Origin of the sequence: Calidithermus chliarophilus DSM 9957 (genome assembly GCF_000430045.1) — a bacterium.
Classification (GTDB): Bacteria; Deinococcota; Deinococci; order Deinococcales; family Thermaceae; genus Calidithermus; species Calidithermus chliarophilus.
The window spans coordinates 847,229-862,491 of sequence record NZ_KE387023.1 but is presented as its reverse complement, the minus strand read 5'-3'; the positions used below and the strand labels follow the sequence as shown (position 1 = coordinate 862,491).

Below are 15,263 nucleotides of genomic sequence, written 5' to 3'. Positions count from 1 at the left end.
GCCCTACGCCACCCTCGAGCCCCTGCTGGGCGACCTCGAGGGCAGCGAGACCGCGCTGCTGCGCCGCCTGGCCCGCGCCGCCGAACCCCTGCTGCTCGACGGCTGGGAGGCCGCCGACCCCGAGAGCCGGCAACTGCTGTCGCGGCTGCACGCCCTGCGCCCCGACTTCGCCGTGGTGCTGGCCGGGCAGGGCGAGGCCCCCCTGCCCGTAGACCTGCGGCTCGAGCTCGGCCCCCTCACCGCGCCCGACCTGGCCGGCCACCCCGGCGCCTTCGAGGCCACCGGGGGCATCCCGGCGCTGGTGGGGGCCTTTTCGCGCGGGGAGCCGCTGGAGGAGGCCCTCGAGGCCCGCCTCTTGCGCCTGGGCCCCGCCGAGCGCGAGGTCTACGCCGCGCTGGCCCTCCTCCCCTCCCCCGACCTCGGCACGGTGCGGCAGGCGCTGGGCCTGGAGGCCGCCACCTTGGTGCGGGCCCACGAGACCCTGCTGGACATGGGCCTGGTAGAGGCCTCGGGCGCGGTGCGCGGCCAGGGCGTGGCCCTGCGCCACCTCGAGGGCGAGCCCGCCCTCGCCCAGCGCCTCAGCCTGGCGCTGGCCCGCCTGCTCCCCGACCCCCAGGCCCTGCCGCTCTACCGCCGCGCCAGGGCGCTGTGGGAGCCCGCCGACTTGCCCAAGGTGCGCCGGGCCTTCCACCACTGGGCCCAGGAGCTGTTGCGGCGCGGCTTCCCCAAGCGGGCGGTGGAGCTGCTCGAGGACAGCCCCCCCTCCCCCGAGACCGCCCTGCTGCGGGCGCGGGCCCTCGAGCGCAGCAGCCTCTTCCGCCAGGCCCTCGACCTGCTGGAGGGCCTCGAGCCCACCCCCCAGACCCAGGCCCTCACCTCGCGCCTGCTGTTCAAGCTGGGCTACCCCGACGAGGCCCGCCGGGCCGCCGAGGCCGCGCTGGGGGGGCCGCTCGAGGCCGAGGCCGAGGCGCTGAACACCCTGGGGGAGATCGCGCTGCGCCGGGGGCAGGCCCAGGAGGCGCTCGAGCTCTTCAGCCGGGCGGCGACGCTGTGGCAGGCGGCGGGGCAGCGCTCGAGGTGGCTGTGGGCGCTGAACAACCGCGCCGTGGCCCGCAGCGTCCTGGGCGGCTACGTCGAGGAGGCCTTCGCCGAGGTGATGCAGGCCGCCGAGGAGGACCCCTCCGCCCAGGCCATGGTGCTGTTCAACGTGGGCCAAGGGCACCTCAACCGCCGCGAGCTTCCGCAGGCCGAGCGGGCCTTCCTGCGGGCCATCGACCTGGCCCTGGAGAGCGGGGCCCTCACCCCCGCGGCCCTGGCCTGGAACGGGCTGGGGGTGATCCGCCACGGCGGCCAGCCCGCCAACGCCCGCCAGGCCTACACCAAGGCCCTCGAGCTCGCCCAGCAGGCCGGCGACGCCCAGCTCACCGCCATCGCCCTGGCCAACCTGGCCGAGCTCGAGGGCAACATCCCCGCCTGGGAGCAGGCCGTCGAGCTGCTCGAGCGCAGCGGGTTCTTGGCCATGGCGCGGGAGGTGCGCGCTACCATGGAAACGTTCATGCGCCGTTAAGGGGCCCTCGAGCACGCTGTGGTCATGCCAATCAGCGCCTACGTCCTCGAAGGAACGCTCTGGCTGGAGGCCGATGATGAGACACTGGCTCGGATGGATCGCTCTGCTGGCACTGCTCGGGGCTTGCGACAGGCTCACCACCCACTCCCTTCCCCCGCGCTACGCGACCCTGGGGAAGAGCGTGACGCTTCCGCTGGGCTGGACCCCCGCCCAGCCCCAGGTGAAGGTGGCGGGTAAGGCGCTCGGGAGCCAGGTCCAGGGCAACGCCGTCGTCTTCACCGTCCCCGCGCCCACCCCCAACCAGGACGGCACCTACTCCGGCGGCGGCTGGGGCGGGCCCCAAACGCTGGAGGTCCTCGACGGCCAGCACCGCGCCACCGGGACGCTGTACGTGCTGGGCCGCTCGTACCTCGCCGCTGGCTCGCCCCCCACCGCCCTGCTCCTCTCGGCGCCGGGCGCGACCAAGGACCAGATCAGCCAGTTCCTCGCCGACACCCAGCTCCCCTTCAGCACGAACATCAACCCGCTGGGCGGGCCGGGGGTCTGCGCGGGCTCGCTGGTAGAGGCGACCTACACCGGCACCTCCTCGAGCTTCGAGGAGGTCCTGTCCGAGCTCGACCGGCGCGCCGCCAGCCGGCCGGACGTCATCTTGGGGGTCAACCCCATCAGCACCTGGGGCACCGGGGCCGAGTACACCCCCCTCAACGGGCGCGACGAGGTGGCGGCCCCAGCGGCCCACGGGCGGGGCTTCACCGGAAAAGGCACCCTCATCGCGGTGCTCGACACCGGCGTGGGCTTGCAAAGCTTCAGCGAGTGGGGCGGCAGGCTGCTCCCCGGCAAGCGCTTCACCGCCGCGGGGGAGTCGGGCTACACCGGCGACGACTACGTGGGCAACCTCACCGGCGAGGACGGGGTGCCCACAGGGGGCCAGGCCCAGGGCCACGGCAGCCAGGTGGCGAGCCTGGCGGCGGGCACCGAGTTCGGGGTGGCGCCCGAAGCCGAGGTGCTGCCGGTGAAGGTGTGCGACTCGCAGGGCAGGTGCCGCACGAGCGACGTGGTGCGCGGGGTGTGCTGGGCGCTGGGCTACGCCGACACCCGCTTCAAGGGCAACCTCAAGCCGCTGATCCTCAACCTCAGCCTGGGCGGCGACACCGGCGACTTCGAGCGCGACGTCCTCGAGCTAATCCTGAAGCAGGCCATCGAGCTGGGCGCCACCGTGGTGACCTCGGCGGGCAACGACTGGGACGACTACCTGCGCGGCGCCATCTACGAACCCCGCAGCTACCCCGCCGCCTTCGACCTCGACGGCCTGATCGCGGTGGGGGCGGTGCGCAAGCCCGCGAGCAGCGCCACCCTCGAGCCCTCCACCTACTCCAACCGCGGGGCCTGGGTGGACCTCCTGGCCCCCGGCAGCCTGGTCAAGGCCATCGACGCCTACGGCCAGCCGCGCGACACCAACCGCGGCACCTCCTTCGCCGCCCCCCTGGTCGCCGGGGCCGCCGCGCTGTGGCGGCAAAAACTCCCCGACGCCAGCCCGCTCGAGCTCCAGAACAAGATCTTGGAAAACGCCAGCACCGGCCGCGTGGTTGTCCCCGAGGCCGACCGGGGCCGGCTGACGAACCGGCTCCTGGACTTGGGGGGTGAGCCTTAGGGTGTCGATGGTCGATAGCTGATAGCCGATAGCCGAACGCCCAACGCCTAACGCCGGTCGTACGTCGTACGTCGTACGTCGTACGCAAAACGCAAGACGCGAGACGCCTTGTTCCCCCCTTAGCAAGGGGGGTTAGGGGGGATACCCCCTCCCCGCGGGCGGGGAGGGTTGGGGAGGGGCAACCATGAGCCACAGGCAACGAGCCACAAGCTGATGGCTGATAGCTGACGGCTGAAGGCTTACTTACCGCTCATGGCTTCCCGCTTCCCCCTTATACTCGGTTCAAAAGGACGGCCAAGAAGTGCGGACGAGCTACGACTACATCATCGTGGGGGGCGGGTCGGCGGGGTGCGTGCTGGCGAACCGGCTGAGCGCGCGGTCTGACTTGAAGGTGCTGCTGCTCGAGGCGGGCGGCGAGGAGAAAGGCTTGCTGCACCAGGCACCGGCGGCGTTTTACAAGCTGTTCAAGACCGAGGCCGACTGGGCGTTCTACACCGAGCCGCAGGAGAACCTGGCGGGGCGGGAGCTGTACTGGCCGAGGGGGAAGGTGCTGGGGGGCAGCAGCGCCATCAACGCCATGATCTACATCCGGGGCAACCCCTACGACTACGACGCGTGGGGGCAGCCGGGGTGGTGCTACCGCGAGGTGCTGCCCTACTTCCGGCGCATGGAGACGCACCCGCTGGGGCCTTCGGAGTACCACGGCGACAGCGGGCCGCTCAACGTGGAGGTGCGGCGCTACACCAACCCGCTCTCCCACGCCTTCGTGGAGGCGGGCGTGCAGGTGGGGCTTCGCCGCAACGACGACTTCAACGGGCCCCATCAGGAGGGCGTGGGGCTGCTGCACGTGACCTGCAAGAACGGCCAGCGCCACTCGACCTACAGCGCCTACCTCAAGCCGGTGCTGCACCGCCCCAACCTCACCGTGCTGACCGGGGCGCGGGTACACCGGGTGCTGCTCGAGCGCACCTGCGCCACCGGCGTCGAGGTGCGCCACCAGGGCGCGCTGCACACCCTGCACGCCGAGCGCGGGGTGATCCTGGCGGCCGGGGCGGTGCAGTCGCCCCAACTGCTGATGCTCTCGGGGATCGGGCCCGCCGACCACCTGCGCCGGCACGGCCTCGAGCCCCGCCTCGACCTCCCGGTGGGGCAAAACCTGTGGGACCACCTGGCCCTGCCGGTGATCTGGCGCTGCAAGAAGCCCGTGAGCCTCGACGACGCGGTGCCCCTGGGCAACGTGCTGCGCCGCGAGACCCCGCGCAGCGTGGCCGAGGCCCAGGCCCTGGTGAAAAACCTGCCCGAGGCCGTGCGCTTCGCACTCACCCACAACGGCCTGCTCACCAGCAACATCGCCGAAGCCAGCGCCTTCCTGCGGGTGCTGCCCGGCGCCCCCGCCCCCGACCTGCAATTCCACTTCGGCCCCGCCTACTTCGCCAACCACGGCTTCACCCACCCCCAGGGCCATTACTTCACCATCGGCCCGACCCTCGTCGGCCCACGGAGCCGGGGCTTCATCGAGCTGAAGAGCGCCGACCCCGAGGCCGCCCCGCGCATCCAGCCGCGCTACCTCAGCGCGGAGGAGGACCTCGAGGTGCTGTTGCGGGGCCTGGAACTCGCCCGCGAGATCGCCGGCCAGCCCGCCTTCGACCCCTACCGCGGCGAGGAAGTTCATCCGGGCGCCACAGCCCGCACGCGGGGGGAGCTCGAGGCCTACGTCCGGCAGAACGTGCAGACCCTCTACCACCCCGCCGGGACCTGCAGCATGGGGCAGGTGGTGGACGAGCGGCTGAAGGTGCTGGGCGCGGAAAACCTCTTCGTGGCCGACGCCTCGGTGATGCCGGGGGTGATCCGGGGCAACACCAACGCGCCCGCCATCATGATCGGGGAGAAGGCTGCCGACCTGCTGCTGGCTCAGACGTGATGCGGACGAGCAAGTCATGCTCCGACGTGGCATAAGTGTAGCACGAACAAATTCCTGTGTTTGCCTGGTTCAGTATTGACTAAATTTACCGAAGGCACTAAACTCTCCGTATGACCGACGCCCTGCACCAATACGTCGAGGAGTTCGCGCTGATGTACGAGTCGGCGGGGTTGCCCCGCATCGCCGGGCGCATCCTGGGCTGGCTGATGGTCTGCGACCCGCCGGAGCAGAGCGCGGCGCAACTGGCCCAGGAGCTGGGCGCGAGCAAGGCCTCCATCAGCACCATGACCCGCATGCTCACGCAGTTCTCGCTCATCGAGCGGGTCTCGAAGCGGGGCAGCCGGCAGGACTTCTACCGCATCAAGCCCGGCGCCTGGACCGACCTGATGAAGACCCGCATGGCCAGCCTGAGCGCCTTCCGGGTTCTGGCCGACAAAGGCCTCAAGCTGATGGAGACGGCCCCGCCCGAGCGCAAGGTGCGGCTCGAGGAGATGCGCGACCTCTACGCCTTCTTCGAGCAAGAGCTGGGCGAGCTGATCCGGCGGCTCGAGGCCCAGCGCGGCAAGGAGGCCCAGCCCACCGCCTGAACCCCCACGGCCCGAGGGCTCGAGCCCGACAGCACAGCACTAACAGAAACAACCAAGCTACCGCAGACGCGGTAAGGAGACCTTCATGAGCGCGATTCGTACGGAAAAACTCAGCAAGTATTACGGCAAGCGGCGAGGGGTGGTGGAACTCGACCTCGAGGTGAAACCCGGCGAGGTCTTCGGCTTCCTCGGCCCCAACGGCGCGGGCAAGACCACCACCATACGCCTGCTGCTCGACCTGATCCGGCCCAGCGGCGGCCAGGCCTGGGTGCTGGGCCAGCCGGTGCGGGACAACCCGGCCCTGCGCCAGCGCGTCGGCTACCTGCCCGGCGAGCTCAACCTCTACGACGGCCTCACGGGCTGGGAGCTGTTCCGCTACTTCGGCCGGCTGCGGGGCAAGCTGGACACGGCCTACCTGAAGCAGCTCCTCCAGCGCTTCGACCTCGACCCCACCCGCAAGCTGCGCACCCTCTCCAAGGGCAACAAGCAGAAGATCGGGCTGGTGCAGGCCTTCATGCACCGCCCCGAGCTGCTGATCCTCGACGAGCCCACCTCGGGCCTCGACCCGCTCTTGCAGGCCGAGTTCCAGAAGCTGGTGCAGGAGGTGCGGCACGGGGGGGCCACGGTCTTTCTCTCCTCGCACGTGATGGGCGAGGTGCAGGCGCTGTGCGACCGGGTGGGCATCATCCGCGAGGGGGGGCTGGTGGCGGTGAGCGCCATTCATGAGCTGGCCGAGCGCTCGCTGCGCCGGGTGCGCATCCGCTTCGCCGAGGCGGCCAACCCCAAGGAGTGGGCCCAGGTGCCCGGCCTCAAGGACCTGCGGGTAGATAGCGACTGGCTCGAGGCCACCGTGCAGGGCAGCCTGGACCCCCTGATCAAGGCCGCCGCCCAGCACCGGGTGCGCGACTTCATCTCGCAAGAACCCAGCCTCGAGGAGATCTTCCTCGCCTACTACGACGGACGCAGCGCCGCCTGAGGCGCTTCAAGGAGCCAGATATGCACATCCTCACCCAAAACCTCCGCATGGGCCGGGGCAACCTGCTGGGCTTCGGCATCGGCCTGGCCGCGCTCTCGCTGGTCTCGGTGCTGTTTTTGCCCTCGATCCAGGAGAGCGGCCAGGAGTTGCAACGCCTGATCAATTCGATGCCCAAGGGCATGCTGGCCGCTTTCGGGGTCAGCGAGGAGGTGGACCTCTTCACCCCCGAGGGCTTCTTGCAAGGGCGGCTCTTCGCGCTGATGGTGCCGCTGCTGCTGATCATCCAGGGCGTGGGCATCGGCTCGGCGACCATCGCCGGGGAGGAGGAGCGGGGGCAGCTCGAGGTGGTCGCCGCCCACCCGGTGGGCCGCACCCGGCTGTTCCTGGAGAAGCTCGGCGTGCTGGTGGTAGCGCTGCTGTTCTCGAGCCTGCTCCTCTTCTTGAGCGTGTGGCTCGGCTTGCAGGTCGTGGGCGTTAGCCTGCCCCTCAGCCACCAGCTCGCCGCGGTCAGCGGGAGCTTCCTGCTGGGCCTGCTCTTCGGCGGCCTGGCCCTGGCGCTGGGCGCCTGGAACGGCCGGCGGGCTGCCGCCCTCGGCCTGGCCTCCCTGACCGCCGTAGTGACCTATCTGTGGAACGCCCTCGCCCCCCTCAACAAGGACTTAGCCGACAGCCAGAAGTTCTCCCCCTTCTACCTCGCGACCGGCTACGAGCCCCTGCGCAACGGCTTCGACTGGGCCTACACCGCCATCCTCCTAGGCATCACCCTGCTGGTGCTGGCACTGGGCCTATTGCGCTTCCGCCAGCGGGATATCGGGGTGTAGGGAGGCTCGTGGTAGACGGGGGTAAGCTTTCAGCCGTTAGCTATCAGCTTTCCCACCCAACCCCTTCCCCTCCCTCCGGCCGGAGGGAGGGGATTTTTGCGTTTTGCGTTTAGCGTTTAGCGTTTAGCGTTTGGCGTTTTGCGTTTTGCGTCTTGCGTACGACGTAGGACGTACGACGCACGACCCGCGCCAGGCGTTGGGCGTTCGGCTATCGGCTATCGGCGCTATACCTTCGACACCTGCCCCCCCGCTATACCCCCGGTTTAAACTGGTAAGGATGCGCCAGAACATTAGCGTCGAAGATGCCCTCGAGTCCATTCTGAGCCAGGTCCGGCCCATTGCCGAGAGCGAGACGGTCCCGCTGAGCCAGGCCTACCAGCGGGTCTTGGCCCAGGACCTCGCCTCCAAGGTGTACCACCCCGACGCCGACGACAGCGCGGTGGACGGCTACGCGGTGCGCGGGGAGGAGACCATCACGGCCTCGGTCTCGACGCCGGTGCGCCTCGAGGTCGTCGGGGAGGCCCCGGCGGGCCGGCCTTTCCCCGGTGAGGTGCAGCCGGGGCAGGCGGTGGCGATCTACACCGGCGCGCCCGTCCCCAAAGGGGCCAACGCGGTGGTACGGGTCGAGGACACCGTGCGCGACGGCACCGGGGTCTGGCTGCTCAAGCCGGCCAACGCCGCCGACATCCGCCACCGCGGCGACGACCTGCGCCTGGGCGAGGTCTACCTGCACCGCGGCGCCTGGCTGAACGCGGCCCGGGTGGCGCTCGCCGCCGCCATGGGCTACCCCAACCTGCCGGTGGTGCGCCGCCCGCGGGTGGGCATCCTCTCCACGGGCGACGAGGTGGTGGAGCCGGGCCAGCCGCTGCCCTACGGCGGGGTGTACAACTCCAACAGCTACGCCTTAGTCGGGCAGGTGCAGGACGCCGGGGGCGAGGCGGTGGTGCTGGGCAAGGTCCCCGACAGCCTCGAGGTGCTCAAGCGCGGCCTGGCCGGGGTCGGCCAGCTCGACCTGCTCCTGACCTCGGGCGGGGTCTCGATGGGCAAGTACGACCTCGTGCGGCGGCTGCTGGAGAGCGAGGGAAACATCCACTTCTGGCGGGTCAAGCTGCAGCCCGGCGGGCCGGTGCTCTTCGCCGACTACCGGGGGCTGCCGGTGCTGGGGCTGCCGGGGAACCCGGTCTCGAGCATGGTGGTCTTCCACCTCCTCGGCCGGCCGCTGCTGTTCAAGCTGATCGGCCGCAGCGACCCCCCTTACGCCGGGGTGCAGGCCACCGCCGCCACCGCCTTCGGCGCCAACCCCTCCAAGCGGGTCTACCGCCGGGGCGTCCTGCGCTGGACCCCCCAGGGCTTCACCGTCGAGAGCACCGGCAGCCAGTCGAGCGGCGTGCTGCGCTCGATGGTCGAGGGCAACGCCCTGGTGGTGCTCGAGGCCGGCGCGGGCGCCAAGGCAGGCGACAGGGTCACGGTGATCCCCCTGGGCTTCACGATCTGAGCGAGAGGCCCTAAAAACAGCGCAGGGGCGCAACGCGTTGCGCCCCTACAGTCGTACCCATCCCCGCCTCTGCGGGGAAAACGTGACGGCCATGGTGCGGGCGAAGGACTTGGGCGGTTCATCCCCGCGTGTGCGGGGAAAACGTGAGGATGAGCCAGTCGAGCGAGGGCGTGGCCGGTTCATCCCCGCGTGTGCGGGGAAAACGTCGAGCGCACCGTGGCCGGCGTCGAGGGCCGCGGTTCATCCCCGCGTGTGCGGGGAAAACGCTAACCCTAGCGACCTCCAGGCCCGCGCCGCCGGTTCATCCCCGCGTGTGCGGGGAAAACGATCGTCGCCCCCGCCCAGGTCACGACGATCGGTTCATCCCCGCGTGTGCGGGGAAAACACTTGGTCCTCCCGAGCAAAACTGCCCCTCGAGCCCCGGAAGTGCCTCGAGCCCAGCTTTCAAGTTCCCCTCGGCAAGCAGGCTTGCCTGGAACTATCCTAGCAGGGCTTCAGGCGCCTAGGTCGACCACGATCCGGCCGCGCACCTGCCCGGCGAGGATTTGCTGGGCGAGTTCGGGCACGGCGGCGAGGTCCACGGTCTGGACGCTGGCGTCGAGGAGGTTGAGGGGCAGGTCCCGGGCCAGGCGCTCCCAGGCCCGCAGGCGGCGCTCGCGGGGGCACATCACCGACTCCACGCCCAGCAGGTTGACCCCGCGCAGGATGAAGGGGAACACGGTGGTCTCGAGCTTGGCCCCGCCCGCGTTGCCGCAGGCCGCCACGCTGCCGCCGTAGGCGATGCGCGGCAGCACGCCGGCCAGGACCGCGCCGCCCACCGTGTCCACGGCCCCGGCAAAGCGCTCGGACTCGAGGGGCTTGGCGGGGGCGGTGAGGACGCCGCGCTCGAGGACCTCCGCAGCGCCCAGGGACTCGAGGTAGGGCCGCTCCTGCGGCCGGCCGGTGGCGGCCACCACCCGGTAGCCCAGCTTGGCGAGCACCGCGACCGCGATGCTGCCCACCCCGCCGGCCGCGCCGGTGACCAGCACCTCCCGGCCCCCCGGCCCCACCCCGTGCTCCTCGAGGGCCATCACGCACAGCATGGCGGTGAAGCCGGCCGTGCCGATGCCCATGGTCTGGTGCAGGCTCAGGCCCTCGGGCTTGGGCACCAGCCACTCGGCCTTGACCCGCGCCATCTGGCTCAGGCCGCCCCAGTGCCGCTCGCCCACGCCCCAGCCGGTGAGCACCACCTCGTCACCGGGCCGGAAGTCGGGCGAGGCCGACTCGACCACGGTCCCCGCGAAGTCGATGCCGGGGGCCAGGGGGAAGCTGCGGATCACCTTGCCCGCGCCGGTGATGGCGAGGCCGTCCTTGTAGTTGAGGCTGGAGTAGGCCACCCGCACCAGCACCTCGCCGGGGGGGAGCTCGTCGAGGGAGACGTCGCGCAGCAGGGCGGTGTAGGGATCGCCGGATTCGACCACGAGGGCTTTGAAGCTCGCCATGCGTCCATCGTAACCGTCGCCGACCCGGCGTGTGGAGGGCTCCTGCTGAGCCCGGCTCTAAGGAAGTCTTAAATCGGTTTAAGGCGGTGGCGCGACGCGCCGCCTTAGGATGGGGCTGGCATTTTAGGAGGTTTTCCATGACGCATTGGCACCCGGCTCGAGCACTCCTGGCCTTAGCGCTCCTCGTCTTCGCGGCCTGCGGCAAAGATCCCGGGGGCGGGGGTGGTGGAGGTGGAGGCGGGGGCGGGGGTGGAGGCGGCGGGGGCGGCGACACCTGCGCGGCCACGATCAACGCCGACATCACCATCCCTACGCGGCTCGTCAACTCCGGGGCGCGCTGCGACTACCTCGTCGACGGCTACATCCAGGTGCGCTCGAGGCTCGAGATCGAGCCGGGCACGCTGCTGCGCTTCACCAAGGACAGCGAGCTCGACATCGACAGCGGCGAGCTCATCGCCGTCGGCACCCCCACCGCCCGCATCCGCATGGAGGGCCTCAACCCCGTCACCGGCTACTGGAGCGGGATCATCTTCGGCACCAACGCCCGGCCCAGCCGCATCGAGTACGTCGACATCGTCAACGCCGGGCAGGAGGGGGGCTACTACCACCCCAAGGGCGCCCTGGCCGGATTCGGCGGCTCGCTGGTGCTCAAGCACTCGACCATCTCCGGCAGCTACGTCAACGGCGCCATCTTCCGCTCGCTCCGCCTGATCGAATTCGAGAACAACCGCTTCTACGGCAACACCTGGTACGGCGTGGTGGTCGACCCCGCCCAGGTCCACCTGCTCGACACGGCCAGCGACTACGCGGGCCAGGAGAAGCCCAACGGCCGCCCCTACGTGGGCACCGGCCTGGGCGACTTGGAGGAAGACGTGACCTGGAAAAAGCTCAACGCGCCCTACTTCGTCGAGGGCTACCTCAACGTCGCCTGGGGCACGCTCACGCTCGCCCCGGGGGTCAAGCTGGTCTTCAGCGACAAGGGCAACCTCACCGTGGAAGAAACCGGCGCCTTGCGCGCCGTGGGCACGGCCGCCGAGCCGGTGGTGTTCACGGGCAAGGAGGCGGTGCCGGGCTACTGGGCGGGCATCTGGTTCTTCGACTCGACCTCGAGGGCCAACAAGCTCGAGCACGTCGACATCGGCTACGCCGGGGGCGAGAGCATCCTTGGCCTCAACGCCAACGTCGTCGTCGACTTCGACGCCTACCTCAGCCTGAGCCACGCCAACATCCACCACAGCCAGGGCTGGGGCGTGCGCTGCGGCAACCCCGAGGTGGACGGCTACGTGCTCGAGCTAGGCCCGGGCAACACCTTCAGCCACAACGCCAGCGGCGACGTGGACCCGGATTGTGGGTAGCGCACAGGGAACGCCGAGCGCCGGGCGCCGGGAGCGGGTCGTACGTCCTACGCCGTACGCCAAACGCAAGACGCAAGACGCAAGACGCAAAACGCCTCGTTGGGGTTAATCATCCACTGGGGCCGTGCCCGCCCCGCAGGCCGACTACAGCCCCACTTCCCCGTGGAAGGGCGCTCGATGGTCGCTGCCCCGCCCCGGCCGGGGTGTGCGGCTCACGCGGGAGGGGGTGTCGGGGGTCGCCAAACCACAGCACCGCCAACCGCCCTCCTCCCCCACCCGAAAGCCGGCCTCGAGCCCAGGACCTCAGCCCAGCACCTGGTTCTTGCCCTGCTGCTTGGCCTGGTACAGCGCGTCGTCGGCGCGGTTGAGCAGCTCGTCGAGGGACTGCTGGGGGCCGTGCTGGGAGGCCAGGCCCATGCTCACGGTCACGGGGATGGAGAAGCCCGCCGCCTCGATGGGGTGCTCGGCCACCACCCGGCGCAGGCGCTCGGCGACCTCGAGGGCCTGCGCGTGGCTGGTCGCGGGCAGCAGCAGCACGAACTCCTCGCCCCCGTAGCGGGCGAACACGTCCTCCTGCCGCAGGTGCGGCACGCATCGGCGGCAGATCTCGGCCAGCACCGCGTCGCCGGTGAGGTGGCCGTAGCGGTCGTTGATGAGCTTGAAGTCGTCGAGGTCGAAGATGAGGATCGACAGGCCCCTGCCCTGCCCCGACTCGGCCAGGCGGCGCTCGGCGACGTGCATGAAGTGGCGGCGGTTGTAGGTCTGGGTCAGCTCGTCGGTGATGGACAGCCGGTGCAGGTCCTCGCGGATGCGCTCGAGCTGCTGGATGAGCCGTAGCTGGAGCGTGCTGAACAGCGGCGCCACGATGCAGGGCACCAGGATGGCGATGCGCACGCCGCTGGAGTCGAGGCGCCAGCCGTTGAGCGCGAGGGTGATCAGCACCGAGACCGCCGCCGAAGCCAGGGTGAGCATGACCACCGTGGGCCACAGGCCGAAGCGTTTGAGAAAGGCGCGGAACATTGGCGTTACCTTGACCCGGCGGTTACGGCATTACCGCCACTCTAGCGCAAGCCTCGAGAACTCGCCCGGTTTAAGACCAAGAAAGGGGGGAGGAACTCCTCCCCCCCGGTGTATGAGCCCGGTCTAAGCTCAGGACCAGGTGAAGAAGGCGGGCACGAACTCGTAGGCCGAGCCCGCCTTGCGGATGTAGCCCGTGGCGGGCCAGGGGAAGTGGTAGCCCACCACCATGTGCTTGTCTGCCGCGGCGCGGGCGAACATCTCGGCGCGGGTCTTGACCACGAGCTCCTTGTCGGCGTCGAAGCCCAGGTAGTGCTCGGGGAAGCGCAGCGACAGGATCCAGTGCCCGGCCGCGTCGCCGTAGTGCACGAGGGCGTTGGAGCCCGAGGCCACCATCACCGCCATGTGGCCCACGGTGTGGCCCGGCGTGGCGACGGTGGTGAGGCCCGGCGCGATCTCCTGGTTGGCCTTGAGCAGGGTGAAGCGGTCCTTGAAGGCGGCGAGGTTGGCCGGGGGCGTGGCCTGGCTGAGCCAGAAGCCCAGCTCCGTCTCCCCGATGAGGTGGCGGGCGTTGGGGAAGGTGGGCTGCCCGTTGGTGATGAGGCCGCCGATGTGGTCGCCGTGGCCGTGGGTGATGAACACGGTGTCGACGTCGGCGGGCTTGTACCCGGCGTTGGCGAGGTGCGTCAGCAGCAGGCCCGCCTGACCCCCGCGCCCGGTGTCGATGAGCACCTTGTTGCGCCCGGTGTCGACGAGCATGGGGTTGAAGTTGTTGATGAAGCGGTTGGGGTCGATGAAGTGTTCCCGCAGGGCCTGCTCGAAGTCGGCCTGCTTTCCCGGGTTGGCGCCCCAGTTGGGGAAGGTGGCCCCCGGCGGGGTCTGGCCGTCGGAGAGCACGACCACGGTGAAGTCGCCCAGCTTGAAGCGGTAGAAGCCCGCCCCGTTGGGCAGCGCGCCCCCGGCCTGCGCCTGGCCCAGCGCGGTTCCGGCGGCCAGAAGGCCGGTGGCTCCGGCCAGCTTGAGGGCTTCACGACGGGAAATGCCTGCGCCTTTGTTCATGCCTACCTCCTCCGAATCGGTGCAGCTCGAGCGGTCTGCCGAGTGACGGCACGGGCGACGCGGGTACGACCGCCCTCCCACAGCCGGTCTTGCCGCCGGGATGAGCGGCAAGGCTGGAGCGAACCGCGATAAGGATACGCGGGACGTTATACCGCCGGATTCAGGGGCGAAACCGCGCCCCGCCCCACAGTTCGACCCTAACAAGCCCCTCACCCGCCCAGGGTGCGGCGGGCCTCCCCGGCATGGACGTGGGCCTGGCGCAGGGGCTCGGGCAGGCGGGTCCTGCCCAGCAGCGAGCGCACCAACTCGAGCGCCCCCTCCAGGCTCACCCGGTGCCCCGGCGAGACCACGAGGGGCTGCACGCCCTCCCTCGAGCGCAGCAGCCAGCCCACCGGCCCCTCCCGCCCCAGCAGCCGCACCGCGCTCCCGGCCGCCTGGGGCAGCTCGGCCTCGGGCTTGCCGTAGAGCAGGGTCTTCCCCACCCCCACGCTGGGCAGGTCCAGGTGCACCCCCAGGTGCGAGGCGATCCCGAAGGCCCGGGGATGCGCGATGCCCATGCCGTCCACCAGCAGCATCTCGGGCCGCCGGCCGAGCCGGCTCAGCGCCGCCAGGTAGCTCGGCGCCTCGCGGAAGGAGAGGAAGCCGGGAATGTAGGGGAACAGCTCGGCCTCGGGCACGCTGGCCGTAGCCACCTCGAGCACCCTCCCCTCCTGCCGGTCCCACAGCACCGCCGCCGCCACCGAAGCCCCCTGCACCTTGGAAAAGCGCGTAGGGTGCGAAGCATCGAGCGCCGCCAGATACCGCACCCCGGACAGCTCGCCCTCCAAAACCACCCGGTCGCGCAGCGCCCTCTGAATAGCCGCCGCCTCCCGCACGCCAGCCGGACGGGGAAAAGGGGCAGGCTCGAGGGGCTTCACGGCCTGCGAACACAGCCGAAAACCGGCTCCCGAAAAGCCTCACGATCCGACGCACCGAAACCGTAGGACGCCATCCCCGGTAGCTTAGCCCAGGCCCTCGAGGCCAAAGGAGACGCCGGGCAGGATCGGGGGTCCTGCGCTTGCCGAACGCGGAACGCCGATGGCCGATAGCCGATAGCCAAACGCCTCGTTGGGACCAATCATCCACTGAGGCCGTGCCCGCCCCGCAGGCCAACTACAGCCCCACTCCCCAGGGGACATTTGCTCGGTGGTCGCTGCCCGCCCCGGCCGTGTTCCCGCGGCTCACGCGGGAGGGGGTGAGGGAGGTGGCGCAGACGGGCACGCCGCCGGGTCAAGGTGCGGCCCGCACCCCCGCACACGCGGGCACTGAGGCCCGGCGGCACGTCCGCGAGGGG

13 protein-coding genes and 1 CRISPR repeat array are annotated in these 15,263 nt (G+C 70.5%); of the genes, 9 read left to right on the top strand and 4 right to left on the bottom strand.

Features of this window, described 5'->3' with window-relative positions:
- From MEICH_RS30010 to MEICH_RS0104180, 7 genes are all read left to right on the top strand, one after another.
- On the top strand, positions 1-1,567 hold a 1,567-nt coding region (locus MEICH_RS30010; protein ID WP_420804460.1), incomplete at its 5' end, for a tetratricopeptide repeat protein.
- A 76-nt stretch (positions 1,568-1,643) separates the two neighbouring features.
- Complete coding sequence (locus tag MEICH_RS0104205) at positions 1,644-3,218, top strand: S8 family peptidase (protein WP_157202605.1); 1,575 nt, start codon at positions 1,644-1,646, stop codon at positions 3,216-3,218.
- Positions 3,219-3,519: 301 nt separating this feature from the next.
- A complete protein-coding gene (locus tag MEICH_RS0104200; RefSeq protein WP_027891566.1) occupies positions 3,520-5,139 on the top strand; it encodes a GMC family oxidoreductase in 1,620 nt (539 codons plus the stop codon).
- A gap of 110 nt (positions 5,140-5,249) precedes the next feature.
- The gene (locus MEICH_RS0104195; RefSeq protein ID WP_027891565.1) at positions 5,250-5,726 is read left to right on the top strand and encodes a GbsR/MarR family transcriptional regulator; all 477 of its coding nucleotides are present in this window, start codon (positions 5,250-5,252) and stop codon (positions 5,724-5,726) included.
- Positions 5,727-5,811: 85 nt separating this feature from the next.
- Positions 5,812-6,702: an ABC transporter ATP-binding protein gene (locus MEICH_RS0104190; RefSeq protein ID WP_027891564.1), complete on the top strand. Its 891-nt coding sequence runs from the start codon at positions 5,812-5,814 to the stop codon at positions 6,700-6,702.
- A 20-nt stretch (positions 6,703-6,722) separates the two neighbouring features.
- Positions 6,723-7,523, top strand: coding sequence for an ABC transporter permease subunit (locus tag MEICH_RS0104185; RefSeq protein WP_027891563.1), 801 nt, complete (start codon positions 6,723-6,725; stop codon positions 7,521-7,523).
- A gap of 277 nt (positions 7,524-7,800) precedes the next feature.
- On the top strand, positions 7,801-9,018 hold the full coding sequence (locus MEICH_RS0104180) for a molybdopterin molybdotransferase MoeA (RefSeq protein ID WP_027891562.1): 1,218 nt from the start codon (positions 7,801-7,803) through the stop codon (positions 9,016-9,018).
- Between the two features lie 114 nt (positions 9,019-9,132).
- A CRISPR array of direct repeats spans positions 9,133-9,404; the repeat unit is 30 nt; unit sequence CGGTTCATCCCCGCGTGTGCGGGGAAAACG.
- A 108-nt stretch (positions 9,405-9,512) separates the two neighbouring features.
- On the opposite strand, the gene acuI is transcribed toward MEICH_RS0104180, so the two are convergent.
- Positions 9,513-10,499 carry an acrylyl-CoA reductase (NADPH) gene (gene acuI / locus MEICH_RS0104175; RefSeq protein ID WP_027891561.1) on the bottom strand — a complete coding sequence of 329 codons (987 nt, stop codon included), beginning with the start codon at positions 10,497-10,499 and terminating at the stop codon, positions 9,513-9,515.
- 137 nt (positions 10,500-10,636) lie between these two features.
- Between acuI and MEICH_RS0104170 the strand changes: the two genes are divergently transcribed.
- Positions 10,637-11,854, top strand: coding sequence for a hypothetical protein (locus MEICH_RS0104170; protein ID WP_027891560.1), 1,218 nt, complete (start codon positions 10,637-10,639; stop codon positions 11,852-11,854).
- Between the two features lie 303 nt (positions 11,855-12,157).
- Here MEICH_RS0104170 and MEICH_RS23530 read toward each other — a convergent pair whose 3' ends face one another.
- The 3 genes from MEICH_RS23530 to MEICH_RS0104155 form a co-directional block, all read right to left on the bottom strand.
- Entirely contained in the window at positions 12,158-12,874 is a 717-nt protein-coding gene (locus tag MEICH_RS23530; protein ID WP_051303897.1) for a GGDEF domain-containing protein, read from the bottom strand.
- A 129-nt stretch (positions 12,875-13,003) separates the two neighbouring features.
- Positions 13,004-13,930: an MBL fold metallo-hydrolase gene (locus MEICH_RS0104160; RefSeq protein WP_027891559.1), complete on the bottom strand. Its 927-nt coding sequence runs from the start codon at positions 13,928-13,930 to the stop codon at positions 13,004-13,006.
- Positions 13,931-14,139: 209 nt separating this feature from the next.
- Positions 14,140-14,847: an endonuclease V gene (locus tag MEICH_RS0104155; protein WP_027891558.1), complete on the bottom strand. Its 708-nt coding sequence runs from the start codon at positions 14,845-14,847 to the stop codon at positions 14,140-14,142.
- A gap of 215 nt (positions 14,848-15,062) precedes the next feature.
- On the opposite strand from MEICH_RS0104155, the gene MEICH_RS29790 reads away from it, so the two are divergent.
- The coding region (locus MEICH_RS29790; protein ID WP_218916382.1) for a hypothetical protein at positions 15,063-15,263 on the top strand (201 nt) is incomplete at its 3' end.